This is a genomic window from Kovacikia sp. CALU 1929, assembly GCF_056784235.1.
On record NZ_JBXBCF010000049.1, the window covers coordinates 226499 to 252938 of the forward strand.

At 46.6% G+C, this 26440-nt stretch carries 19 protein-coding genes; 11 read left to right on the forward strand and 8 right to left on the reverse strand.

The window, feature by feature from the left end:
• Positions 1-169: 169 nt before the first annotated feature.
• Complete coding sequence (locus AC1S52_RS04790; RefSeq protein ID WP_482027902.1) at positions 170-907, reverse strand: hypothetical protein; 738 nt, start codon at positions 905-907, stop codon at positions 170-172.
• Between the two features lie 203 nt (positions 908-1110).
• Between AC1S52_RS04790 and AC1S52_RS04795 the strand changes: the two genes are divergently transcribed.
• Positions 1111-2754: an AAA family ATPase gene (locus AC1S52_RS04795; RefSeq protein ID WP_482027903.1), complete on the forward strand. Its 1644-nt coding sequence runs from the start codon at positions 1111-1113 to the stop codon at positions 2752-2754.
• On the opposite strand, the gene AC1S52_RS04800 is transcribed toward AC1S52_RS04795, so the two are convergent.
• Together AC1S52_RS04800 and AC1S52_RS04805 are read right to left on the reverse strand one after the other, a co-directional pair.
• Positions 2691-4550, reverse strand: coding sequence for a DNA polymerase (locus AC1S52_RS04800; protein WP_482027904.1), 1860 nt, complete (start codon positions 4548-4550; stop codon positions 2691-2693). The genes AC1S52_RS04795 and AC1S52_RS04800 overlap by 64 nt on opposite strands.
• Before the next feature lie 7 nt (positions 4551-4557).
• Positions 4558-5169, reverse strand: a complete 612-nt coding sequence (locus AC1S52_RS04805; protein WP_482027905.1) for a hypothetical protein — start codon at positions 5167-5169, stop codon at positions 4558-4560.
• Between the two features lie 494 nt (positions 5170-5663).
• On the opposite strand from AC1S52_RS04805, the gene AC1S52_RS04810 reads away from it, so the two are divergent.
• The 5 genes from AC1S52_RS04810 to AC1S52_RS04830 all read left to right on the forward strand — a co-directional run bounded on the left by AC1S52_RS04810 (position 5664) and on the right by AC1S52_RS04830 (position 10378).
• Positions 5664-6041 carry a hypothetical protein gene (locus AC1S52_RS04810; protein ID WP_482027906.1) on the forward strand — a complete coding sequence of 126 codons (378 nt, stop codon included), beginning with the start codon at positions 5664-5666 and terminating at the stop codon, positions 6039-6041.
• A gap of 58 nt (positions 6042-6099) precedes the next feature.
• On the forward strand, positions 6100-8544 hold the full coding sequence (locus tag AC1S52_RS04815) for a M23 family metallopeptidase (protein ID WP_482027907.1): 2445 nt from the start codon (positions 6100-6102) through the stop codon (positions 8542-8544).
• Between the two features lie 11 nt (positions 8545-8555).
• Positions 8556-9170 carry a hypothetical protein gene (locus AC1S52_RS04820; RefSeq protein ID WP_482027908.1) on the forward strand — a complete coding sequence of 205 codons (615 nt, stop codon included), beginning with the start codon at positions 8556-8558 and terminating at the stop codon, positions 9168-9170.
• Positions 9171-9271: 101 nt separating this feature from the next.
• Entirely contained in the window at positions 9272-9751 is a 480-nt protein-coding gene (locus tag AC1S52_RS04825; protein ID WP_482027909.1) for a hypothetical protein, read from the forward strand.
• 12 nt (positions 9752-9763) lie between these two features.
• Positions 9764-10378, forward strand: coding sequence for a hypothetical protein (locus tag AC1S52_RS04830; RefSeq protein ID WP_482027910.1), 615 nt, complete (start codon positions 9764-9766; stop codon positions 10376-10378).
• A 61-nt stretch (positions 10379-10439) separates the two neighbouring features.
• Here AC1S52_RS04830 and AC1S52_RS04835 read toward each other — a convergent pair whose 3' ends face one another.
• Both AC1S52_RS04835 and AC1S52_RS04840 read right to left on the reverse strand, forming a co-directional pair.
• Positions 10440-11504, reverse strand: coding sequence for a DUF5895 domain-containing protein (locus AC1S52_RS04835; protein ID WP_482027911.1), 1065 nt, complete (start codon positions 11502-11504; stop codon positions 10440-10442).
• A 324-nt stretch (positions 11505-11828) separates the two neighbouring features.
• Positions 11829-13121, reverse strand: a complete 1293-nt coding sequence (locus tag AC1S52_RS04840; protein WP_482027912.1) for a hypothetical protein — start codon at positions 13119-13121, stop codon at positions 11829-11831.
• Between the two features lie 293 nt (positions 13122-13414).
• On the opposite strand from AC1S52_RS04840, the gene AC1S52_RS04845 reads away from it, so the two are divergent.
• From AC1S52_RS04845 to AC1S52_RS04865, 5 genes are all read left to right on the forward strand, one after another.
• A complete protein-coding gene (locus AC1S52_RS04845) occupies positions 13415-14200 on the forward strand; it encodes a peptidylprolyl isomerase (RefSeq protein ID WP_482027913.1) in 786 nt (261 codons plus the stop codon).
• A 12-nt stretch (positions 14201-14212) separates the two neighbouring features.
• Positions 14213-17257: a peptidase domain-containing ABC transporter gene (locus AC1S52_RS04850; protein ID WP_482027914.1), complete on the forward strand. Its 3045-nt coding sequence runs from the start codon at positions 14213-14215 to the stop codon at positions 17255-17257.
• Between the two features lie 14 nt (positions 17258-17271).
• Entirely contained in the window at positions 17272-18744 is a 1473-nt protein-coding gene (locus AC1S52_RS04855; RefSeq protein ID WP_482027915.1) for an HlyD family type I secretion periplasmic adaptor subunit, read from the forward strand.
• 164 nt (positions 18745-18908) lie between these two features.
• Positions 18909-19343: an IS200/IS605 family transposase gene (tnpA, locus tag AC1S52_RS04860; protein WP_482027938.1), complete on the forward strand. Its 435-nt coding sequence runs from the start codon at positions 18909-18911 to the stop codon at positions 19341-19343.
• A 483-nt stretch (positions 19344-19826) separates the two neighbouring features.
• On the forward strand, positions 19827-20987 hold the full coding sequence (locus AC1S52_RS04865) for a calcium-binding protein (protein WP_482027916.1): 1161 nt from the start codon (positions 19827-19829) through the stop codon (positions 20985-20987).
• Positions 20988-21073: 86 nt separating this feature from the next.
• Here AC1S52_RS04865 and AC1S52_RS04870 read toward each other — a convergent pair whose 3' ends face one another.
• Genes AC1S52_RS04870 through AC1S52_RS04880 form a run of 3 tightly spaced genes read right to left on the reverse strand, consistent with a single transcriptional unit; the run spans position 21074 to position 26392 of the window.
• Entirely contained in the window at positions 21074-22633 is a 1560-nt protein-coding gene (locus AC1S52_RS04870) for an FHA domain-containing protein (RefSeq protein WP_482027917.1), read from the reverse strand.
• Between the two features lie 26 nt (positions 22634-22659).
• Positions 22660-24480, reverse strand: a complete 1821-nt coding sequence (locus AC1S52_RS04875) for a hypothetical protein (protein WP_482027918.1) — start codon at positions 24478-24480, stop codon at positions 22660-22662.
• A gap of 1 nt (position 24481) precedes the next feature.
• Complete coding sequence (locus tag AC1S52_RS04880; protein ID WP_482027919.1) at positions 24482-26392, reverse strand: protein kinase domain-containing protein; 1911 nt, start codon at positions 26390-26392, stop codon at positions 24482-24484.
• Positions 26393-26440 lie beyond the last annotated feature (48 nt).

Sequence of the window (26440 nt, forward strand, 5' to 3'; positions counted from 1 at the left end):
CGCTTTCATGTACACTTCTGTAGCTGCGATCGAAAAGTATTCGGTGAAATTGAGGGTTGAATCAGGTGCTTCTGGCATCTGACTTTAGTTGCCAAAAAAATAACCGGAGACCCAATTGAGTGGGTTTCCGGTTGTACTCAGGTTCAACAGCAGGGAATGGGGAAGAAGGTTAAATATCCTCTTCTTCGTCCTCTTCCTCTTCTTCTTCGTCCTCTTCTTCGTCAGATTCGTCCTCCTCTGCTTCTTCTTCAGTGGTCTCGTCAATATCATCCAGATCTTCGAGATCACCTTCGAGTTCGTCCACGGGTGCGGCGTAGAATCCGCCTTCATCCCGCAGGTTGTTCAACATCCGCTGGAGGTTCATGCGGTTCATTTCCTCAACATTGATCAGGATCATTTCCCGCATAGCATCAGGAGCAGTGCTAACGCGAGGACTTAACCGTTTGCCGATTTCAACCAGTTCCTGAATGTTGACTGAACGCTCTTCTGCGTTGCCATAGATTTGGCTGAAGATTTGATTGAACTGTTTGTAATCAAAAGTAGGTGGCTTTTTCTTACCGCCATGAACCGTCCGAAAAGCAGAGTTGGCAGCGGCGGTTGCTAAGGACCGAGCGGCGTAGTATACCTGGGTGTACACTTCTGCGTCAGGACTGGTCGGCAGTTTTGCACGGCTAAAGGCACGGCTACTGTAGATAGCCGCTCGCAGTTTTCCATAAAGACTGGTGTCCTTTGTGGCGACTGCTTTGCCATTTCCGTTGCCATTAGAAGAGGTGGTTTTGCTGTTGGAAGCAGGTTTGGTTGCAACTTTTGCCATAATTCCCTTAAATTCCTTGTTGGATTGGGTTTTCACTCCAATGCCGCAGTCGCGGCTTTCAAGGATTTCGACTTGAAGGAGAAATCCTCTCAAAGTGGCGGTAGCTGTCTTCGTTCCGAAAACACCAACATTGCAGTAGCAATGCTTATTTCTCCTTAGCTGTATTCTGCTCCTGAAACTTTAAGTTTCATATAGTTGTAATGTTGAGAACCCTTGTACTGGGATTCAGCGTTAAGGTGAAGGAAATGCCGAATGCGATCGCATTCGGCATTGAAGTTTCTGCAAATTGAATGGTTATGAGACAGTTTGATGACTGGGCAGTACTCGCTGATCAAGGGACTGCTGTAGTGGGTTTGGAGTTTCAAAGCCCCGATCGCGCGCGAGTGCTGCATCAATTTCACCTCTGGGGTGATCAGCGATCGCTCCCAGTTTACCTATGGAACCCTGGATTTTCTGGACTGCAACAGTTGGTGTGGTCAGGTAATAAAACCGTTTTTGAACCGTTAGATTCAGGTTCTGAGTTAAGCAATGGGACTGCGGTAATGCAGTACTTGTTGGATTCAGATACCTCTGGAATCGTGCTGCTGGAAGGAGCATTACAGGTGAATGAGTATGGTGATATTGGCGATCGCCAGTCCTATCAAATTCTCAACGCTCACTACCAGGCAGAACTACGCTCTTCACCTCAATATTGGGTGCTACTGGAGGATACCGTTCAAGTATCAATGCACCTACAACCTTTCGTTCCAGTGTTGGAGTTCCCACTTCCGAAGCGAGAGGAGTTACAAGCAGCCATTGAAGCCTTTTGTCGCGCCCATCCTTCATTCTTAGACCAGGCGACTCATGATTCATTGTCACAGCTAGTGCGATCGTGCCAGGGTCTACCATTGGGCGAAATTGATTTGGTTTTGGCACACTATCAGCCGTTTGCTCATTCCCTTGAGCAGCTTGCTTCATCGGTGCTGTCCCACAAAATCTCTAAGCTGAAGGGACGGGGATTGGAGTTTATTTCTGAACCAGATGTTCCGACAGCAGGTGGTTTGGAGGTGCTGGAAGCAGATCTAGGCAAGGTTGTATCGCTGCTGGACCCTGATGCGGAACGATTTGGATTGAAGTTTCCCAAGGGGATGATCCTCTGGGGACCTCCGGGAACGGGTAAGAGTTTGAGCGCAAAATTAGCAGCCCAAAAAATGGGAGTCCCGCTGTTAGCAGTGGATTGGGGGCAGATTTTGGGTACTCGTCAACCCGATAGGACATTGCGGTTTATTCTCTCATTGTCAGAGGCGTTATCCCCTTGCGTACTTTATTTTGATGATTTTGATAAAGCTTTTGCTGGGTTCGACTCAAATGCTGATGGTGGAGTTGGACGGCGGATGGCAGGAAAATTGTTGACCTGGATGCAGGAGCATCAGTATCCCATCTACATGATCGCAACAGTGAACCGGTTGGGGATGTTACCGGCTGAGTTAATCCGCCGTTTCGATGACATCTTCTTCTGTGCATTACCGACCGAAGGAGCACGGTATGGCATCTTCAACCTGCATTTGGCAAAGTACTTCCCAGCGTTTCGCAACCTAGCGCGATCGACCAACGGCTCTGTAGGAGCATCACCCTTTACTGAAACGGAATGGCGATTGTTGTTGCGCGATTATAAGCTCTGCACACCTGCTGAAATTGGTAAGGCGGTACGGAAAACTGCTGAAGCTATTTATCACCGCAATAGACAGCAGGGGATACAGACGAAGGAGTTGACAGTTACACTCAAAGACTTGCAGGAACAGCGATGGAAGTTTACTCCGGCGATGATTCGAGAAGAAAAGCAGATGTATGAGATTCTTAATCAGGCGACTTACGCCAGAAATGCTGCTGCACCGGATCAATCAAGATTTGCCATTCCGCCCCAGGAGTTATTTGGAGGCGTATTAGATGATGTAGCGTGACTGCCCCAACTGTTGGCTACTTTGATATCGACGGCGATCGGAATAGGTTTTAGCCATCGTTCAGCCGCTCGAACCATAACGTTGTTTATAAGTGGGGTAACCTGGGCTACTTCTGCATCAGGACATTCCACTACAATTTCATCATGTAAAACAGCGATGATTTTGGCAGATAACCTGTGACGTTTGAGATGCTCATTGAGCTTCCAAAGTGCCAGCTTTGTAATGTCTGCATTAGACCCTTGAACGGGGTGATTGATGATTTCGTTGATAGGAGGTTTGTCCTTCCACTTCCAAACTCGCCGCCTGCCAGCCAGTGTGTAACTGTCATTGCAGCCTTTGTAAAAAACATTCCGACGAATCTGTTCCTGCCAGCGTTTGATTTGAGGGTGTCCTTTATAGAAGTTGTCAATGAATTGACTGGCTTCTTTTAAGGTGATGAAGTAGTTCGCATCGCTTTCCAGAGTTTGCTTGAGTTTCTTCGGTCCCATTCCATAGATAATACCGAAGTTAATGATTTTACCGACGGCTCGTTCCTCTAGCGTAACTTGCTCGACGGGTTTGCCAAAGATAAGTGCGGCTGTTAAAGCATGGACATCCTGTCCAGTCAAGAATGCTTTGATTAGTGGTTCATCACCACAAAGTCGAGCTAGGATGCGTAACTCGATTTGGGAATAATCTGCTTTGATAATTTTCCAGCCAGGTTCAGCAACAAAGCACCTGCGGGCAAGGTCAGTGCGAGGAATTGTCTGGAGCGGTGGGTTCTGGCACGAGTATCGTCCGGAGCGGGCACCCAGTTGAAACCAGTTGCCGTGTACACGTCCAGTAACTGGATGAATATGTTGTGGAAGCCCTTCTGCCAGGGTATTGGTGAATTTGCTCAGATGTCGGTAATCGAGAAGTGCTTGGACAACTGGATATTTGCGTGCGTGAGGGGTCAGTTCTCGTTCACTAGTGGATTGGATGGGTATTCCCATTGCCTGTAGGGCTGGGAGAATTTGCTGCCAAGAGTTAGGGTTAACGGCATCTGTAAGCTGAGGCAGTAGCGAGATCTGGTTGGTATCCACCCGCTGCAATTGCATCACGGTTGCTTTGGCGCAACTGCGGCGCAGCTCGATTTCTTTCCCCAAGCGTTTCCAACGGTTATGGTCGAACTTCATGCCGTTGAGTTCCATGTTTGCGGTCACCTCAAGGCAGGGAAACTCCAGTTCTTCGGCGATCGCCCATAGCTTTCCGTTGCCACGTTGTAGGCGATCGGTCAATATTGGTTTGAGGTACAGGGGGGCAACTGCGTCGTTTGCTCCATACTGAAGTTGCTGCTTGCGGAGTGTATTGCGAAAGTTGCTTTTCTGTTCGGTCTTATCAAGAAATTGCTTGAGTATTCGAGCTACAACAGACTGTAGGCTGGCACTGATTTTACGTCCGGCTAGATAAACTTTGAAAGCAAGTTCTGTGTCAAAAAAGGGACCGTTGAACCCGATCCCTGCTGTTTCAAGAAATTTCTTTTCAAATTTGAGTCCGTGTCCAACCTTCAAGATATTGCTCCGTAACAAGCGCTTGAGGGGATCCCACTGTTTAGGAGGAATTGCCATTAAGTCAATGACCAACACCGGCGTTTTTTGAACAGCAATTTGAACTAAGCGAATGGCATCTGTCAATGGGTCAATCCCAGTGGTTTCGATATCAATCCCAATTTCAGAGGGATGTCCAATTGATTGAATGGCTGCCTTCAAATCATCACCAGTTGTGATATAGCGGTACGATGCGTTGGGATAGGGAGGAAGAGTGGTGAGGTCCATTGCGGTGTCAGGTGATTTGTGAAGGCTTTTCGGCAACGATGAGGTATGCTTCGACTGTTACAGGGCGTTCCGTTTCCCAAAATATTTCCAAAGGCAAGTCGTAGATGTTTGCTGGAATCCTGTCTAAGAAATGTTGAAATGCTTCAGCACGCGGACAGTATCGCTTGTTCATTGAGTTGGAAACTACGCTAACCAGCCTGCCTCCGGGAGCCAGAAAATGCTGGTATAGACGCTGAATATGATCGATATCCGTTCCTCGCAAATTCTCACTTTGACTAAACGGTGGATTAGCGATGATTCGTGAGTAGAGTTTAGTGGGCGTGGCGGTCATGAGGTTGCTTCCTACCAAATTAAATCCCTGCTGAACGAGTAGGGTTTGGAGTCTTGGATCAAGTTCGATAACATCGACAATTGCGCCACATGCGCGCGCGGCTCTTGCTAATATGCCGCTTCCTGCGGAAGGTTCCAGTACTTCTAGCCCAGATTGGATCTGGGCATAGTGGAGAATCCGTCGCACTAACTTGGTTGAAGAGGGGAAGAAGCCATAGGGAGGGTTTTGAAGAAGGCTGTTGTATAGAGGCTGTAGGTGTTGAGGCAGGGACGGAATGATCGTAGCCATAGAAGATATGCATTGCGGCAGCTTGAATTGCTGTTTGAGTAAAGGCTCAAACAGCTTGCGGTAGCAACGCCCTATTACATTGTTTCAATTACTTTTTGAGTACGGTTTGCACATACCTGTAAGGCTGCAATTTAATAACTCTGTAAATGTGTAATCCGTTAAGCATATACACTAATAAACTCATAATTCTATAAACTTGTAATTTAGTAATACTTGCTAGCTAAAACTTTGAACTTTAATAATAATTCTTGCCGCTAAAAGCTAGCTTCAGTAGTTATCTTGGGTTTAAATCATATTTTTAATATTTAAATATTGACTTGGACACTAGTAAAAAATCTTGATCTAATATAGAGATTAAAGCCTCTTCTGTAGGTGCTAGATTTGTTTTTGGAATAGAGAATGTATTCCTGATTCGTAGTCATTTTCCGAACGAATTGTTTGAAACGTTTTTCCCAGTAACGTCAAGCCGTAGTTTTAGTCGATTGGAGATGTTGATGTCTGAGTCTGAATACGGAATTAATTACAACCAACCTGAGCAGGGCGGATATGAACAGACTGCTGAGGAATATGGTGGAAGTGGATATCGAGGGAATGGCTATAGTGAAACTTCCAACTCGATAGCTCTGGGTTATGGAGGTAATTCCCATTTTTATGGTGAAGATGCGTCATCTGGTTTGGGCGGAGGTGATAACCCCTGGAGTAGCCAACAGATCGAGAATCCATATACCGAGAATGTCTACGAGGTGAACTGGTTTGATACCCCTTACCTGGAGACATTTGCCAATGCCAATCCTCAAGGGATGGGCTATCAGAGTTCAAGGTATTTCCAGTCCGATTTGCCAGATGACGATCAGCAGCAGCTAGAGCTGTAGGGTTTGTTTAACCTCAGCTTGAACTGAGGTTCAGTTGTTTTTGTTTGTTCCATCAGTTATGAGTCAGCAATGCCGATTTACCCGGATGCTGTCCTGGGTATTTTCATGCTTATTTATTGGGATTCAGTTTTTCACGATCGCACCCACTGCACTTGCTCAAACGGCAAAAGATTCGGGAGTTGGCGACAGTGATTTGCCGACTGTGCTGACTTCGGTGACATCAAAAGATGGCTCTGGAACTGCCGATATTTTGCTGCCTGATTGGGATAGCATTTCGTTTAGCCAAATGCCGCCAATTCAAGAAGCAGGTGCTATCAATCTAGGACAATACACATCCAATGTTGGTTATGACCTCAGTCGTGTCTGGAAGGAAGGAATGACACCCGACCAGTACCTCAAGCTGGGAGACATTAGCGAAGCGTTGCAGGCAGAAAAGTTTTCGCTAGCAACGATCGCAGATACAACCGGGTTAGACCTGAACCAGGTGGCGTTGAGTGCATTTACGTTGGCTGCCGTTCAAACCGTTGCGGAACTGGCAGAAACTGTTCCGTTTTTGAAAGAGCTACCTATCCGTGAGATTGCACCGATCGCAGCATTGTTGTTGAAAAAAGCAGTTCAGGTTGATCAGAACCGATCGCTGGAGAGCGTTTTGCAGGAACAACCCCAGGTTGGAGAATTTCGACTCGGTGATGTCAACTTGGATGCCTACTCGATTACTTCAATCCCAAACTTGGAGACAGTGCAGTTAGGTGACTTTTCCCAATGGCAAAATGCTTTTTTAATCGACGTTCCAGGATTGGGTGATGTACCACTATCCCAGTTCCCTAACCCGTTGATGATTGTGGGTAACACGGCCATGCGAATTGATCAGGTGTATGGTCCAGCAGAAGCAAGACGAAATAACACCATCTCTGGCTCCGACAAAATGGGATTCTCTGTGCCCTGTCAGGAAAAATGTGCCTACATCGAGCTGGATGATTTGGAAAACGAAGGTAAGTCAGTGCGAGGTGCGTCGGAGGGCAAGCAGTGGATTTCTGGAAAATACCAGGAAGTTGAAGGTGGCTATGGAACACTGGGTCAGATGAATGGCGGGATGGAACCCACAGGTCGTCATCCCTACGGAAAGTCGTTCAAAGTAGTTGTTTGGGAACCTGATGAGACGACTGACACGGTTAGCACAGTGCTTTTCTTTCGCTCTTGCCATAAGTTGTTGGGCTGTACGTCGTACTTTATTGGACCTGTGCCATTCTTTGTGCTTCAACGTGATGCGGTCATGTTTGTTGGCTTGCTAGATCCTAAGCCAACCCAAACACCTTCTACTCCAACCAATGCCGATCGCTCACCTGGTAATCCTGCAAAAAATGGCACGCCGAAGAAACCAGCGAACATCAAATGTGCGAAGGGAGAATCTAGCCAGGGTAGAACGATTGGAATGCTCAAAGGCATTCATTTGCCAAATCTGGAGAAAGCGATCGCTGCGCGTGAAAGCAGTGGTGACTATGCGGCATTGGGAACCTATGGCTGTGACCAGGACGGATTGTGTGGGCGTGCTCTCGGTAAGTACCAGTTCATGAACTACAACGAGTATGCGTCAAATGTCATCGCTCGTAAGCCTGGTGGACAGGCGTTTTTAGATAAGGTTCGAGGAGGATACACTCCATTACGCGGTGAGGTCATGCGGTTTTTCCCGCCCACAGATCAAGAACAAGCTCGCCATAATTGGTTTCAGCACTTGATTACCAAAGCATCTGGACAAATCGATCCGCAAACAGGGAAGCCCTTTACGAATCTGCGACTGATTGAGCGAGTCTCTCAAATGCACTACGGTGGTGAGTATAGTCCGATTGATGCAGGTTCGACCCAGGGGTATGGGTTTGACATTGCCAAGCGCTACCAGTCTTTGGGGGGTGCTCAAGGCGCGGGAGTTGTGGCACAGAATAAATCTCTGCCCTCAGGATGTGTTGAAGCACCTAAAGCGGGAAAGAAATCGACACCTCCGAAAAAACCAACTGGAAAGAACATTAAGCCGTCAACCAATGCGAAGAAACCAGCTTCCAGAGCAGTCACCAAGGGCAAGGCAACCGGTAAATATGCCCGTCCACTCGATGCGCCAATTACCAGTTCCTACGGTTGGCGAGTTCATCCTATTTGGGGCGATCGCCGTCTTCATGCCGGAGTGGACTATGGTGCTCCAATGATGACGATGGTGCGGGCAGCGGATGGAGGTGTTGTGAGGAAGGTAGTCAATACCTGTGCCGTTGGAGATTTGAACTGTGGAGGTGGCTACGGCAATTGGATTGAGATTGATCATGGGAATGGGCGGACAACCCGTTATGCTCACCTGGTAACAAACAGTGTGCCGTGGAAGGAAGGTAATCGGGTTGAGAGAGGTCAAATGGTCGGTCGGGTTGGTAGTACCGGGTACTCCACAGGTGCTCATCTGCATTTTGAGACTCGTGTTAATGGTAATCCGGTTAATCCAGTTAGAACCTACAGTTTGTAGGAAGGAGGTATATGGTTTTTCGTCGATTCTTCCGTCAGTGGCGATGGATGGTTGGGGCAGCATTGATAGTGCTTTTGCTTCCGGTAGCCGTGGGACTGACAAACCCTCAACACTCTCCTAAAATTCTGCCTATCGTCCAAGCTGTTTCTACCCAATCCGTACCTTTGGAGTGCCTGCCTACGAACATGCCTGATGTAGCCGACCCAGCGCAAGATCTTTCGTTTGAATTGATCGCACGGGTGAAAGTAGGTAAGAGTGAATATCGTATGTACCGTGCATCGCGAACTCAAGAGTCTAGCTCGTTTCCATACCTAATTCGTTTGACGGGTACTCGCTGTCAGGTACTACTAACAAACCCGATGGGAGATGACAACGTATTTCTGCATCAAGTGGTGCCACTTCCAGTTGCCCGTCAATTGGCATTGGCTCAGTTACAGTATTTCGTCAATAAAGCGGGTGGGACTGACCCGTTCCGCGCTCAACTGGAACGGCAATTGCAGCAAGCATCTCAGATTGAACCGCTAAAGATGCCTGAGGAGGATGTTTGGGCATTTGAGCAGTTGCAGTTGCCCTTACCCTCCAACGTCAAAGTTGTTACGGCTCCTATTCAAGGAGGGAGACGTTAATGATCAAGCTACGGACAAATCAACGCTGGGTTATTTGGATCGCATTGGCAGTAACCGTTCTACTGGTGATTGTTGATAGTAATTTTTAGTGGAGAATTTTCATGAGACAGTCAGATTACTGTATTCAAGCCTTTGACCATCCTCCTCGTGCTCGTGTTCAGACTCGAAATCGTGTATGTGCTGGTGCTCGTGCTGGTACAGGCTCTAAGCGAAAGGTGCGTGACTTTTGGGATATTGTCGATGCGATCGCCCAAAGTCTGCGTACCTCATCTCGCCGCCGACTTAATGTTTACGCATTGCTAAATGCTAATCACATTCATTTACCGTGGGATCAAAGTGATGCTCAAATTCAAGCGGCGCTGTACTCCCTGCCTGATGATCTGCAATACAAAATCCAAGAGATTTTGCACCCGGCTCTTGTCAAAGCGTACATCAACCGCCTTCCTGATTGTGGTGGGATGAGAGGAATCAATTTGATGTTGGGATTGATGAATGCGCTAACATCCTTGGAACTTTCCCTAGGGATCGAAGAGTGTACTGCCTGGAGTAGTCCTCAAACAGAGCCATTTTGGTTCAATTAGTGAGGAATGCTTATGACGAAAGAAACTGTAGGCGACTCTGTGGCTCCCTTGCCTCCACCACCTCGTTGGCTCTCGCAGTCGGCAAAGTGGTTCCGCATTGGATTGAGCTTATTTCTGATTTTGTCTGTGTTGCTGGGAACGTTCGGCTGTGCATCTCAGGAGGCTTCTTCAACAGAATGGCGATCGGCAACCAGTGTACTGCCTAAAGAAGTTTTGATTGAAATTGTTAAGCAACAATCTACCAATGTTCCTGACCCTGCGATGATCGTGGATAAGTCTATGCGGGTATGGACTATGGATGCCAAGCCTGGAGAGGTTGCTGTTTTTGACTTTAATCATCCAGGCTGGTGTGGTGTCGGTGGATGCTATTACCCGGTTTACTGGATTAAGGATAAAAAGGCGGCTCCTCTGCCCTTGATGGCAGAGTTATTCTATCCTCGTTTACCATCAAACAAGCCCTTGTTTGAACGAGGTGAGGATAATGATCAGCCGATTCCATGCTTAAATGTTTGGCAGGCAGAAAACGAATCAATGACCTGGCTCAGGCAATCCCGTTTCTGTTATAACGGGCAGCAGTACCAACGTGCCGGATCACAGGTGTTTGAGGTGAATCAGCGATCGCAATAAGCAAAATCCTAAGCCATTCAACCCGAATGGCTTAGGATTTGGAAAGTCGATTGGCTAGCGGCTACTCTTCATCAAGGTCATCAAGATCATCGTCGAAGTCATCGCTAACATCCACGTCGATCGCATCCTCTGGATCGAAGAGATCCTCAGGATCATCCACAACTGCTCGTTGTTTGTTCTGCTTCCCGTTCTTGACTGGTGGCAAAACTTCAACTGTTCCAGTGCTAGCGGCGGCAGGTAGAAGTGCAGGCATAGTATAGCTTTCTCCCAAACCTGCGACTTGATTAGCGTATACTTCGCCAACCATTTCAACCTGGTTGGGGTTGCCGAGAAACAACCGCTTGAAATTCTGAGGTGTAATCTTGGTAATGTTTTCTACCTTGCAGCAGTAAGACTGATCTTCTTCACCTTCCTCTACTCCGTGGAAGGTAACTTCGACCACTACTAATGCCCGCCACTCATCGGATTTACCTGTTGTTCGGCGATCGCTATTTTGCTGTAGTCGGCGTTTGAAGAGTTTGGTATAGAGTGACTCGACATTACGATAAAACTCTTTGAGCGCAATTGCCATTGATACGCGCGCGACATTCTTGAATGTCACCTTAAATGGCTTCTGTGGGTTATGAAGGGGTTGATTGTTGTCGTCTAGAAAGATGACACAGTAGTCTTCGCAACTGCTATGTTTCTTCTTATCAAAGTCAAGAAAATCGTCGAGGAGTCCCAAAATACCAACTTCGCCCTTCTTGCGCTTCTTAATGGCAACATAGGTGGGTGAGACGAAAAGAATGATCATTCGTCCTTCAGTCAGCAATACTCCTTTGAGTGTCTCTCCACCGGGTTTAGGTTTGAAGGAATCCAAATCGCTCTGTTTTGGGATAGATTGCCATTCAGCCTGTTCTAGTTGGTCAAGGGGTAGGAAAATGCCTGCTTCTTCCTTGTTTGCCACAATTCCATAGGGGAATTGGGTTGGGCGAAACTGATCGTACTTGGTCTCAAAGAGTTGGGGGTCAAGCCAATTTTCCAGTTCTTCTAGAAGCTCCTCATTGAAATCTTCAGCTTCTGGTGCTGGTTTGACCTTAGTACCGATCCCGCTGGATTTAGTTTTTGTTGCTGTCTTCGTCGGCATATTTGGGTTGCAGAGATAATTTCAACCCGTGCTCGCCGGTAGGCGGCACAGCGCCTCTGAAAGAACACCAGTTTTCTTCATCACAACTTGAGCATTATGTGCTTCAAGTCTTTTGATAATAGGCTCTACCGTTCTTTTTATAGTTGCCTAATTACTTAGTAACTTAGTGGCTTAGTTACTTTACACTGAGCAGGAGACAATTTAGTATTCTAAACAGGAAGAAGCTCCGGAGCATTAGGCGGATTGTAGCTTGTGGATGCTTTAAAGCAAAAAGCCAGATGTACTGCATCTGGCTTGGTCAAACTGATCAGAAAAAGTTGTTTACTAAATTGAGTTAATATCGGCAGAATCGACCGGATTACCGGAGTTGTAAGGAATGTAAACCGCTGGTTTAACGACCGTAGGTTGAGTAAGAGTCGGATCAATTTGATTCAGGATAGGAGCCTCTACAACCCCTGGTTGTATGAGTTGCTCTAGCTGAAAACTGCTTGGGAGGATTGGGATTTTAGCAGCAGATTCCTGATAGGTTGGAGTTTCGGTGGCGATCGAGTCTGGATAGGGCATTATTTTTAGAGATGGAGTTAGCTCTGATGGAGCTTGCTCAGGTGTCTCTGATGGAATTTGGTCGGACACTAGCTGACTGTCAGGAAGTTGCTGTAACTCAAGTGGCGATCTCAGTTTCGTTGGGGTTGCTTCTGTTGATCGTTGGGTTTGAGAGGGCATGGTGGAGCCTACAGTGGATAGTTGTTTGGGTGAGGAACTTGTTGCTGGTGAGGTTGTGTTTGCGTTTTCTGTAGGCTGTGTAGCGGTTAATACGGGACTTCTCACCAAGACAGGCACAGGATTTGTTCTTGCTTGAGCACTGGAAGGAACCTCAGATGATGCGATGGCTGAACGATCCGGGTCCGGGGTCGAAACTTGGAGGGCATCATTGACATCTACAGCCAGTGCCATGAATTTAGGGGCTGAGTCTGCGGTAACAGGGGAAATTGTGGGTGCAGGTGCGGAAAGGTGGGAAGTGGTTGTATTTTTATTGCTGGTAAGCGCTACGCGGTGGGCAGCCTCGCTTGGTTCAAACGCATTGTCGATAGCTGTTTGGAGTAATGCTTGAAGACGTGGACTGGTGTAAAGTTCAGTTCCCTTTAAAGGTTCAAGCGCCTGCAAAACTTGACTCCAATTACGTTTCTTAGAGGCTAGCGCTACTTGATTGAGTTGTTTGGCGTGTTCACTCCAAGTGACAATCAGCTCTTGAGCATGTTTGTAGACACTACTGGAGGGAGGGACGGTTTTGAGAATAGACAGCGCACTTTCGAGGTTTGCCCGACGGTACTTTTCACCAGCAAGTTGAAGTAAATCCTTTGACCAGGTTTCCTGAAATTGTTGTGCTATTTGAGAGTAGCGGCTGTTTTGGGGAATTCCTGAGATGTCACGAACCGCTTGTTCCAAGCGATCGCTATTTGCCTTGGTTTTAGCGTGTTCTAACAAATTTCCATAAAGGTTTTCGAGATCGTTTGGGATCTGACCTTGAGCCTGGAAGAGTGCAAGTTTTGGGGCAAAACCGAGAGAGAGAAGAGTAGCAGCCATCACAACGCTACTATCCACAACCCAACGATTCATAGAACCTCCTGGGAAGATGAGTGCAAATTACTACTTAAATTAGAAGACCAACCCCCACTGACTGCGAGAGGCGAGAGCGAAAGTATTAATGGATAGAGTGATTTAATACAGATGCTCTCCTTGCAAACTAACACTGCTCATGCGACGTTTCCTCTCTCAATAGGTGGAGAGCCAACGTGTTTTTTGTCCTGTTCTAAACTCTATCGTAAGGGATAGGTGGAAAGATTTTGCAACATGGTATATCCAGTTGGGGAGGCGTAGTTCCCTTTACTAAAATCTTTCATTTGAGTTTGATGAGTGTCTGTTTGAGGATTGGAAATCTTGAACTGACAGGTGAGCAGGTGTTTGCTGCCTTGACTCGCTATCAGTTAATCGAATCTTTTGTGAGTCAGGTTGTTCTAGATTCAGTTTTTCTAAAGGACATCCGGTTAACAAAGGAGGAAGTCTACTGTTCATTAGTAGGAGCAGGTAATGACACAGAGATTGAAAATGTTGATGTACGATTAGAGGATTGGCTGCAACGCAATCAAGTGCCGCAAGTTTATTTTGAGTCGGTGATCTGTCGTCAACTTCGGGTTGAAAAGTTGAAGCGTTTTAAGTTTGATAGCTCTCTAGAATCGGAGTTTTTGCGATGCAAAGCTGAGTTTGATCAAGTTGAGTTTTCTCTGATTCAAATATCCGATCGCGTTTTGGCAGATGAATTGTATTTTCAGCTTCGTGACGGAGAGTCGGAATTTGCAGTGCTTGCCCAGCAATATTCTGAAGGGTTCGAGCGGCAAACTCAAGGGTGGGTTGGTCCTGTTAAACTATCTACCCTACCAAAGGCGGTGATTCAAGGTTTTGATGAGTCACGGGTTGGGATTATTCAAAAACCAGAAGCGGTTGGTGCAAGGTTTTGGATTGTTCGATTGGAAAGATTTCTCCCAGCCCGTTTAACAGAGGCTGTACGGACTGAACTGCGGGAGAAGTTGTTTTCGCTTTGGTTAAAGTCTCTAGCACGATCTGTGATGTCGAAACCTGGTCAGGTTCAGGTAATCAATGCTGCGGCAACAGAGCAAATTCCTGAGTTGGCAGCTTAAGGAGTGAATGCAATGACTGATGTAGCCGCCCAGCTAAAAACATTTCTTCCTTGCTTTTTCCAAGCCTACCCGTTTAGGCATCTCTCTCCTGCTTCATGTCATTATGTTGTCTCGAAGCTTAAGCTGGTCTCATTTCGCCCAGGAGAGGTCATGTTAGCCGAAGGAGAATTACCCTCCACAGTTTACTGCGTGGTTCAAGGACGCGCACGGTTGTTGGGTCCTGTGTCAGAACAGCTTCCCACTTTAGCGGTTTTAGATGAGGGCAGCGTGGTAGGGTGGGAGGCATTGGTACGCCGAACTGCGTATGGTTCGGTGCGGGCAGCCGGTCTAGAGTCTGAAGTGCTGGCACTGGCATTATCCGCCGATGAGTTTGAACAACTATTGCTGGATGATTTGTTGCCAAAGCTAGAGCAACAGATCAGTGTGGTTGAGCTTTATGATGTGCTGTCCTGTTTCTTGGCAAAAATCCCCACTCAACTCACGTTGCCAAATTTGAAGACGATCGCCAATTATATTAAGCAATACCAATTGGCGATGGTGCGCCACTGGTTTCCCACAGAAGAAGCGGAACCATTACTCCCAGATTATGTTTGGTTTGTCAGCGGGGGAGTTCCTGTATCCGTTTCTAACGGAATGCCAATTGTAAATCTGCAACAGGTTATTCCGCAAAAATCCTCTCCGTTTCCGGTACGCCTGATTGGGATTGATCGACAGGTTCTTGCTTTAGTATTAACGACTGGAAGACTTCCTGTTGATCCAACAGAGGTAGAAGTGTCTTCACAACAAGCTTCAGCAACAGATTCTATTTTGGCTCGTTTGCAAGATTTGTTAGTTCCAAAATTGATGCTTTCTCAACAGGTTTTATTAGAACAAGCATCTCAAAAATCTTATCCAGTGCATCTTGCACGTTCTGCGGATGCGGCAGAATATGTAGTGGCTTGCTTTTGGAGTGTCTGTGATTATCTACAGATCCCCTATCGTCCAGATTTGCTGCGGCGACGGTTCTCCAGTTCAAAGGATGATTTTGGCGATCGCATGCAATTGTATGCACGAGTTGCTGATGCGCTGGGTCTGCACGCTAAGCCTGTTAAGTTTCTACCAACAGCAGGAGGACTAAATCGACTGCAAACCCCTGCTTTAGTTGTGCTTGATGGTGTACTGAGTATTTTGTATGAAATTACTCCAACGATGGCTGTCATTGTTTCTCCCGCATCTGGATTACTTCGGTTGCCGTTGCACGAGGTCGAGTGTCAACTAGAAGTTGATGAGGTGGTGTCTGGAACTCAACTGAGTTTGTCATTGATTCTGGAACGGCAGGAGGGCAGTCCAATCAAGCAATTTGGCTGGATTTGGTTCCTCCCACATATCAAGCCTTACCACTCCATTCTGACTCAGGTTTTATTAGCCTCGGTTGTCGTCCAACTTCTGGGGCTAGCGAATCCATTACTGACCCAGCAGATCATTGATAAAGTAATTATCAATTCAGCCCCAAATGCTTTACCGATGTTTGGGGTGCTACTGGTTACTTTTTCAACATTTGAGGCGTTACTAACGGTACTGCGAACGTACTTACTGAACAGCACCACAAATCGAGTTGATTTGGTGTTAGGAACGAAAATTGTCCAACATTTGTTAAACTTACCGCTGAGCTTTTTTCAAAAGCGTCCTGTAGGGGAATTGGCAGCACGGATTTCTGAGCTTGAAAATATTCGTCAGTTTCTAACGGGTACTTTTCTGACGGTTGTTCTAGATGTTCTGTTTTCGATTATTTATGTTGTGGTAATGCTGTTTTATAGCATTCCATTAACGGTTTGTGTCTTGGGGCTAATTCCTGTAATTATCGGACTAACGGTGTTTGGTGCTCCATTGCTACAAAAACTGATTCGTAAGCGTTCGGATCAGAATTCGAGAATGCAGTCGTATTTAATTGAGATTTTGAATGGTATATTTACAGTTAAAGCGCAACACATGGAAGAGTTGATCCAATCTAACTGGCGGGATCAATACCTGCACTATTTGGGAACTGGATTTAAAACAACCGTTTTTAGCACTATTTTTCATTCCATCAATAACTTTATCAATACGTTGAGTAGTTTGTTGGTGCTATGGGTGGGGGGAGCTTTGGTGTTGGAAGGAAAGCTTACCCTAGGCGGGTTGATTGCTTTTCGGATTATTGCTGGCTATGTAACAGGTCCAATGATTCGCTTGTCCCGACTGTGGGAAAAATTTCAAGAAACCCAGTTGTCGGTGGAGCTGTTAGCTGACATTATAGATACTCCAATGGAGTTTTCTTCGGAAGATTCTGGTTGTCTAGCTCTGCCGTCTATTCAGGGACATGTTCAGTTTGAGGCAGTAGGTTTTGGGTTTCCATCCTCAGGACAGTTACAGCTAACCAATATCAATCTGGATATTCCTGTGGGTTCCTTTATTGGGTTAGTAGGGGTAAGTGGTTCTGGTAAGAGTACCTTGGTAAAGCTCTTGCCCCGACTATATAACCCGACGAAAGGCACGATTTATGTCGATGGGTACGACATTTCCAAAATAAATCTAGGTTCACTACGACAGCAGTTAGGAATTGTTCCGCAAGAACCAGTTTTGTTTGACGGAACCATTCGTGACAATATCACTCTTTTTTGTGAGATAGATGATGTGGCGGTAATGAATGCGGCAAAAGTCGCTGAAGCACATGAGTTCATTATGTCGCTCCCGAATGGGTATGGAACACGGGTAGGCGAACGAGGATCAAACCTTTCGGGTGGACAGCGTCAGCGAGTTGCGATCGCTCGCATGGTTTTGAGTAATCCTCGTTTGGTGATTCTAGATGAAGCAACAAGTGCATTGGACTATGAAACAGAACGGCGAGTGTGCCAGAACCTGATGCGTTGCTTTCAGGGGAGGACCGTTTTCTTTATCACTCACCGCTTGGCAAATCTGAGACAGGCAGATTTGATTGTGTATTTGCAATCTGGAATGACCGTTGAGAAGGGAACGCATGATGAATTAATGGCACTGCACCAACGTTATTACTGTTTATACGCCCAGCAAGTTCAGAACTAAACCTGGAGGTTAACATGACCCAAAAACGCAGTGGTTTACTGACGATATTACGCGATCGCTATCAATCTGCTGTCAGTCAGGTTGAAGCTCAAGTAGAGGCTCCGTCTGTAGACCTGCCTCAACCTGCTCGTTGGGCACGGCGAACAACATGGATCATGCTTGGAGGGCTGGCGATCGGGTTGGTCTGGTCGGTTGTAGCTCGCATTGACATTGTGGTTGCAGCCAGGGGTAAGCTTGAGCCGTTATCGTCATCTCAAGCGGTTCAATCTCGTATCGGTGGAGTTGTAACTGCCATTCTGGTTCAAGAAGGACAGCCAGTTGAACGTGGTCAGTTATTAATGCAACTGGATAAGACTGAATCATTGAATAAGTTGGAAGCATTATCTCGACAACGAGAACCCTTAGTGAAGCGAGTTGCTGTGTTAAGAGCTATACGGCAGGGAACTCCTATCAGTTCTCTGAAGTCGGCTGGTATAAATGTTCCGCCTGAGCTGTTGAACCAGATTCAGAATCGAAAGTTGCTAGTTGCTCAGTTAACAGGCAATCCTAATGGCTTATTACCAGACCAACTTCAGCGATATACCCTGTTTGTTCAGGAGATGGGTGACAAGCGGATGGTGAATCAGTTTCAGGTTGACTCGTTGCAAACTCAAACTTCTGGAGCAGATTCACAAGTGGCTGAAACAGAAGCTCGATTACGGGCAGAGCGCATCCAGTTGGCTAGGTTAGAACCACTTGTGAAAGCGGGAGCAATCTCTCAGGTTGATTTTATGCAGAGAGTAGTACAGGTCAATGCTTTACAAAACCAACTAAACCAGAATCGGGTACAGCATCGGCAGTCGCAGCTTAACCGAATGCAGGCACAGGTTGATGGTCGGCGAACTATTGGCGATATGTACCGTGAAACCCAAGCGGAGTTAGCAAAATTGGATACGGAAATTGATAGCACAATTGAGCGTAGTCAGCAGCAGTTGGTCCAACTAGATGCTCAACTCAACCAAACCAAGATAGATATTCAAGCACAAAATTTGAAGTCGCCTGTAGATGGAACTGTGTTTGATTTGGAACCTAAACTTCCTGGGTTAGTAACTCAGCCTGGGCAGGTGTTGATGCAGATAACTCCCAATGAATCGTTGATTGCACGCATTCAGGTTGCAAACTCAGATATCACTAACTTGAGGATAGGTATTCCGGTTGACGTTCGGATCGACGCTTACCCTTTTACGGAGTTTGGAGCAATTCCAGGGGTTGTGACGAAGGTTGGGAGTGATGCAATCTCGGCTAGTAAGGAAAATACGACAGGGCAAACATTTTTTCCAGTAGAGGTGCGATTAGAGCGGCCATTCTTGTCCCAACAAAGTCAACGCCATCCATTAGTACCGGGAATGACAATAACTGCGAACGTTAAGGTACAATCACGAGCACCGATTAGTCTAGTTGCCGATCAGATTATTCGTGTTTTTGATGGAGCAAGATCTGTTCGTTAGCTTAGATTTTCACCTGCACCTTTTGAACTGAACTATTCTGTCGTGGGTTTATTGTCCCAGCCCGCTAGTCAAAACTACCCACTTTAGTGGGAGGCTTTAGCTGCTACACAGTTCCCGCTGCTTCAGATGGAATTGCAAAGATGGTAGCTTTGACAGAAACCATCATGGCAGAACAACGACGGGGAGGTCATACAGTCACGCGGTTGACAGTCCCTATCGTCTGGGTGACGAAATATCGGTACGCGGTGCTCAAAGGTGAGATCCAAAAGCGATGCCGGGAACTGATTATCCAGGTATGTGATGCAGAAGACGTGACGATTCTCAAGGGAGCGGTTAGCAAGGATCATGTGCATTTACATATTGAGTATCCACCGTCAAAGTCGGTGAGTGACCTAGTCAAGCGGATGAAAGGACGAAGTTCGCGGCTGTTACAACAGGAGTATCCAGAGTTGCAGAAACGGTATTGGGGCAAGCATTTCTGGGCAATCGGCTATGGAGCATGGAGTACGGGGAATCTGACTGAGCAGTTGGTGGAAGAGTATTTAGAACATCATCGGAATCCGTCGAATCAAGAGCGCGATAATTTCCTGCTGGAGTAGGTTAACTTGGGCTTTCAGCCCTTTAGGAACCTATGCACTTTCAGTGCATAGTGGTTTAGTTTTCTGGACATAACTAAACCTATCACTGGACAGATTTCAAAGCGATGCATTTTAAGCCGTTGCACTGATTTTGCTAAGTTGGGACGGTGTTATGGTGGCGGTAGTCTTCTACAAGGATGAATTGACAACGATTTTCTTGCTGGATGGGCAAGTAATCCTTCAGTCGCTTCTGATGTGATTAAACCATTCCTCCAGAACTGGGAAAGGGACGGTTTAGAATTCAATGTTTTGGCTTTTTTGAATCGAATTAAATATACAGAAGCCTCAAGCCTTCAGGGGCAAGTGATTGGTTGAGTATGTTCTACGCCTGCCAACACTGATTGGAATTAAGACGCAGCTTTTGCATTGCAATTGAACTGCAATAATTCGATTCATCCGTGAACTCAAGGTTCGAGCAAAATGATCAAGCACAAGGAGTTTGACATGACAGAGAGTAAAATGTATCAACCGGGTGAAGATAGCTTGTCTCAGTTGTTTTCTAGGTTCCTGGGTAGTTCTGGAAGTGATCGCTTTCAAGGTACTAATGGTGATGATCTTCTTATTGGGAATGGTGGTAATGATGCTCTGCAAGGTGCAGAGGGCGATGATCTTTTGATCTCTGGTGATCCTGATAACGCGATCGCGTCGATTGAATCCGTTCTTCCTACTGAACTACCAATGAATAGTGTTGCTAACGCTGCAACTTTGACTGTGGATGCACCAACTATTATTGGCACGGATGGTCATGACACGTTGCAAGGAACTGATCGCAACGATGTTGTTGATGGTGGCAAGGGTGATGACATTTTGCATGGAGGGGCTGGTGACGATCGCCTACTCTGGAATCCCGGAGGCGGCAGCGACACAGTCAACGGTGGTGATGGCACCGACGTGTCTGTTATCAATGGTGGCAACGAGGGTGAATTTTTCACCCTTAGTCAGAACGCAGAGGGCAAAGCGGTTTTAGATCGGCTCAGCCAAGCTCCTTTCAACGTTACGGTGGAGAACACTGAGCAGTTTGAGGTGAATGCTGGTACTGGGAATGACTTCCTGGATGTCAACCAATTGCCAGATACTGGTGTGCAGTCTTTAAAGTTCTCCGGCGGTGAAGGCAACGATATTCTCTCTGGTGCTGGGACTAACATTGCGCTGAACACCTTTGGTGATACCGGGGATGACATTCTAATTGGTGGTAGTGGAGATGACAACTTTACGGGTGGCGCTGGAAATGATTTGACAATTGGTAACGGCGGAAAGGATTTGTTTATCTTTGACACGGGGGCAGTATTTTCCGCTGCCGAAATTGGTGTTGATACACTTACTGACTTCACAACAGGGGAGGACAAGATTGTACTCGACAAGAATACGTTTGCTGCACTTCAAAGTGAAGCTGGTCATGGGTTCAGTGCTGCTTCTGAATTTGCCACTGTTCAAAATGATGCTGAATCAGTAACCAGTGACGCGCTGATTGTTTATAGTGCAGGCAGTGGTAAGCTGTTCTATAACTCCAATGGTGCTGAGGATGGTTTCGGTAGAGGTGCGGAATTTGCGACGATTGCTGGAGCTTCAGCTCTTACAGCAGAGGACTTTGTAGTTCAAATCTAAACCGTTTAAGTAATGGGGTGATTATAGAGAAAGGGGCATCAGCACTGATGCCCCTGGTTTGCTTGAATTGTTGAGGCTGGTTTAAGTTAAGCTTCGACGACGACTCGACTAACGGGGCAGGCTATGCATGCCAAGACGTATCCAGCAGATTCATCATCGGGGTGCAAAGCCATAGGGGGCTGCGCATGTTCTACTTCGCCTTCTTTGACTAAAACCTTACACATTCCACAGACCCCTGCTCTACAAGCATTTTGAATGACTACACCAATTTGTTCGGCGATCGCCAAGATGGAAGTATCAGCTTCTGCGGGGGCGGTTTGATTGGACTTGCTGAAACAGACAGTTGGCGCTGATCTGCTTAAGTTTTTACCATTCTGAGATCCACTATAGAATTCCTGCTCTGTTGAGGGTGTGGCAGCTTGGGTTGCAGGTGTGGTAGTGGTACCAGATTGTTCGGCTTGGATTTGGTGTTCAGCTTGAGCCTGAGTAGATGAAACTCTTTCCTTCGCGGTCTCAGAGGTAGGAGCCGATGCTGGTTGGGAGCAAATGCCAAAGCTTTCCTGTTGGTACTGATTCATTGGAAGCTGCATGTCTTCTAGCGTGGTTTTGATGCGTTGCATGAACTCGTCGGGACCACAACAGAAGACATGCCGTTCTATCAGATCGGGAACGACCAGTTGGAGCATCTCCTTCGAGATGCGTCCAGTTAGTCCCTCCCAGGGAGTTCCCAATTGTGATCGGCTAACGGTCAAGTACAGGTGAAGGTTTGGCATTTGAGCAGACATCATCTGGAGTTCGGAGTGGAAGATGATGTCAGATGGGGTTCGAGCGCAATGGATGAAGGTAATATTGGTGTCGGAAGCTGTGTCGTAGATCCAACGCAACATTGACATGACAGGCGAGATGCCGCTGCCTGCGGAGACGAAAAGTAATTTAGTGGGAAGATCCGGTAGGCAGGTAAAGTGCCCCATCGGCCCTCCGACTAGCTTCAAGGTGCTGCCCACATTGAAGCGATCATTCAGCCAGTTGGAGACTAGTCCTCCAGAGCATCGTTTGACAGTGAGACTGAGCGAGTAGGGGCGGGATGGGGATGACGAAATGGAATAGGGACGACGGACATCTTTCCCATCGATCGCGACTTCAATGGTTACGAATTGACCTGGCAGATAGTAGAACAGCAAATGGGGATCGCTGGTGAAGTGAAACGTTTTTGTGTCCGAAGTTTCCTCCACAATGCGATAGCATCGAACAACTAAATCTTGATCAGCCCAATGGGCAGCAGCAGGCAAATTTCCGTTAGAACTACTCTGTTGGATTGTTTGTGGAAGAGGCATTAGCTCTTCAACGTACAGCGTAGTTTTTCCCATCTGGAGTGTGTCTTCTGCCTGAAGTTGGTGTCGTTGATTTGGCAGTAGCCTCTTACCATTAACGAAGGTTCCGTTCGTACTCTGTTCATCCGTGAGGTAATACGCACTATCGAGAAATTGAATTTTGGCGTGGGTGCGACTGACACCTTCTCCGGTCAACACAAGATCGCAGGTATCAGCCCGTCCGATCGTCCATTCTGTTTGATCCAGGGTTTGTTGACCGAGTTGAGCGCGTCCAGACTGACCATTTTTGAAGTTGTTGAATTGAAGTTGAATCATAATGCAGGTTCTCTAAAAGGTGACTGCTAGCGTCGAGGTCTGGAGGAAGAAGCGATTGTTGGGTTGGATGTCTTTTTGGCAAAGGCAGCGGTTTTAGGAAGCTTCTGTTTTTGGAAGACAGCCGTAATCGCGCTTTGGAGTGAGAACGATCTAGTAGTAGAATTGCTTCGCCGTTTAGACAGAGCAATGGTTGTTGCATCTGCTGCGGCTGTGTAAGGAGCCGATTTCATGAGCAGTTCTGGCTGGGTTTCTACAATTTTTTGAATGGTTGCAAAGTGGTCGGAGTCTTTTAGTTCAAGCTCCTGGCGCAATTTATTGAAGAAATTCAAACTATCGGATGGATCGACAACCTTTTGTTCTAATAGGTCTTGTACAACGCCGATATATGCCTGTAATTGAGTTTGGTGAGAGAATGCAGGGATACCTTTAGTAATTGCGTAAACTTCATCAGTGGATAGCTCATCCAGTGTTCTTCCCTGAAGGAGGGCAGGAGGAACATTGATCTTCTGTAGCTGTTTTCGCAAACTGACTGCCATTCCCTCACGCTGATACTGGAACTGGCTTCGGTTGAAAGTGCGAACGACCCAAAGTGCTCCAACTGCAATGATCAGTCCGTTGAATCCCAGGATTACAGGCTCTGGCAAGCGGTTGATGGTGGGTCTTGCTCCATAGGAGAAGAAGGTCCAAAATGAGGCAAACGTGAAGAGAGTGAATGCGATGTGTTGGGCTTGTTCTGCTGATATTGAGTGTCCATTCCATTTGAACTTGCGGATCAGTTTTTCTGCAATTCGACCGATCGCGTAGAAGATAGTAATCAGTACTCCAAACAGGAGGAACGGTGCGATGAGTTTTGGGATAGGAATTGAGTATCCTGCAATGTAAAATCCAGGATCGAATAGCTTGTTTAGTAAATCTTCTTCGTGTGCCCAAGCACCACTGAAGTAATAATCCCAGTTGCCCGAATACAAGAAGAAATACCAATAAAACGCAATTACCATTCCCAGGTAACCGTATTGAACTAAGCGCCGTCCTGGTTTTTGCAGTTCTGTCCAATAGGCTTGTTCGGCATCAATATCAATGCAGGGCATTTTGCAGCCAACACAAGCTGTGTGCTCTTGCCCACTGCTGGAATCAAAAGTGCGACACATAGACTGAGTGATAACGGGTTTTTGTTCTAAATGAGCTTGACTACCCAATAGTGAGCGGGGTCCGGTGTAGACTGTTTGCACGGGTGACATAGGGCAGAAATAGTTGCACCAGGATTTACCAGGAAATAGGTAGCCTACAAGGATAGCGGATGCGATGGTTGCCAGTAGAAAAATTCCTAATGCAGTGCGATCGCCATTGACAAACAGGAGCCGTGCCCACAGACCGAGGATAAACAACCCAAACTGAACATAAAGATGATTGCGCCCAAGCCAGGAATCTGGCTTGATGGTGGTTAGTTCGCTCCGAATGGTTCTGGTGATAGGATCAATCACTTTTCGTTGCCGTTGAAGCCCTAGCGCTCGTGGAATTTGAGATAGAAAGGAGAGAGGACAGATTCTACGCCAGAACTCGTGTCCGAGTACGAAGATGATGATGATTCCGGCGGGGACAATCATTGCCCACCAGACCAATACCCCCATCGAAAAGGGTTGTTCTGGAATACAGAAATCTCGAATTTTGACGCAAAGATTTGGGTCGTTGATGACCTCAAGATTTTGGCTGAATAAGGTTCCTGAGTCAGGTTCTGTAATCAAGCTGGAAATGGGATCGTAGAACAGAGACGCGATCATCAGCAGCCAAGCGATCGCGAGAAGCCATCGAACGACGTGCATTTTTTGTTCAGCGACACGGTTGAGCATATTAGTCCTCGTTAAATTCTAATTGCCAGATTTTTAAGCGTTGGTTAGAGCCATAATTGGCGAGGTATTTCCCATCAGGGCTAATAGTAGACAGCCCATTTAACCGAGTGATTGTTTTGACTAACTGTCCTGTTGTTCGGTCCCACAGTCGGACTGCTCCATCGGTGTGAACCGTAATCAGGTAGCGATCGTGCAGGGCTGCGCTGCTTACCTGGGCTGACTCTAGTGGAAAAACGCGAATGAGTTCGGCTGTTTCAAGGTTCCATGCCAGTGCTCTATCTTGCCCAAAACTGTACAAAATGGGATCGCTGGAACTGACCAGTAAATGTTCGATGGAGCGAGTGTGTCCAGCAAATACTCGCTGCAAATGCCCGTCTTGAGGCTTCCAAAGCATAATCCGATTGTTGTTAGTGCTACAAATGAGCAGGTTGGTGGGGGAGAAGTCTATGCCGGTGATTGTTTCTTCTCCGTTCTGTGGGGTGTCCTCCTCCAGGCGAATTGTCTGCATCAACTGCCCAGATTGCAGGTTCCATATCTTCATCGTGTGAGGTTTGGTGCTGGTGGCTAACAGTTGGCTGTCTGGGCTAATAGCAACACTTTTAATAGGCTGTTGGTCACTGTTGGGCAGAACACTGAATTGTCGTCCGGAGGGTAATTTCCATAGGAAGGCACGATGGTCTTTTCCATTACTAACCAGCCACTTGCCATCTTGGCTAACGATAAGGTTTGTGATGGTATCGCTATGTCCAGTTAGAGTTTTGAGTCTATTGCCTTGGTGGATGTTCCACAGGTCGATCTGGTGTTCTGAGTTTCCTGTTACAAGGATTTGGTTAGTAGTAATGACTATCTGGTGGATGGAATGAGGAACTGGGATGTCCTTTATCAGTTTTAGGGATGCTTCAGAGTTCAGTAGAGTTGGCATTTGGGGTAACTGTTCGGCTAGGACACTTTTAATTTTTGGTAAGTACTGGATAGGATTAATTTTGATTGCTCCTACAACAAGGGTAACTATGGAAGCTAGAGCTAGACTCCATTGAATAGGTTTGAGAGAGCGGTGAGGAATGAGGTCGTTAGGAATTGTGGCGATCGGTTGCGATCGATGAGACAGTTGACGCAAATCATTTAATGCTCCAGATGCTGATGTATAGCGATCGCTCGAATGCAGGCGAACCATTTTGTCCAAAATGGCAATCAGTCGCTTGTTGAGTTTGTTCTTCTTAAGGTAGCTGTGCCAGTCAATTTCCTGTGATGAAGGATGCCGTTTGAATTGCTGTGGATGAATTCCGGTGAGAAGCTGAATTGCTGTAACTCCTAATGCATATAAATCGCTGCTAAAGGTGGCAGTTCCAGCTTTTTGTTCAAGCGGAAGGTATCCAGGAGTTCCAAAGGTGACATCTTGTTGGAGAATATCGTTTGGGTGAGTCGCTGCACCAAAATCGATTAGAGCAATCTTTCCGTCTGATTGGCGACGGATTAGATTGTTGGGTTTAATGTCTTGATGAATGATATTTTGTGAGTGAATGTAGTCTAAAACGGACAAGACATCGTACAGAAGAGCAACGACCTCATTCTCGCTAAATAGCTGTTTCTGACTAATCCAATTTTCTAGCGACTTACCATCAATATATTCCAGTACAAGGTATAAATCAGCATTTTCTTCAACGTATGCCAGTAACCACGGCAGTTGGCTGTGGTTACGTCCTAGTTCGTGAAGGATCTGAGCTTCGCGTTTGAACAAGCATTGAGCTGATTCAGGAGAAAGTATAGAGGGGTCGTTCAGGTAAAGGCATTTGACCACGCAAAAAGGGTGGTCTGGCAGGTATTTATCACGTACTAAATACGTCCTACTGAAACCACCTGAGCCAAGTTGTTCCAGAACCAGATACCGCTCGATTAGCAGTTGTCCGATCATGCTGATTAAACTCGATAAGAGTTGATTCTGTGAGGGATGTGAATGGAG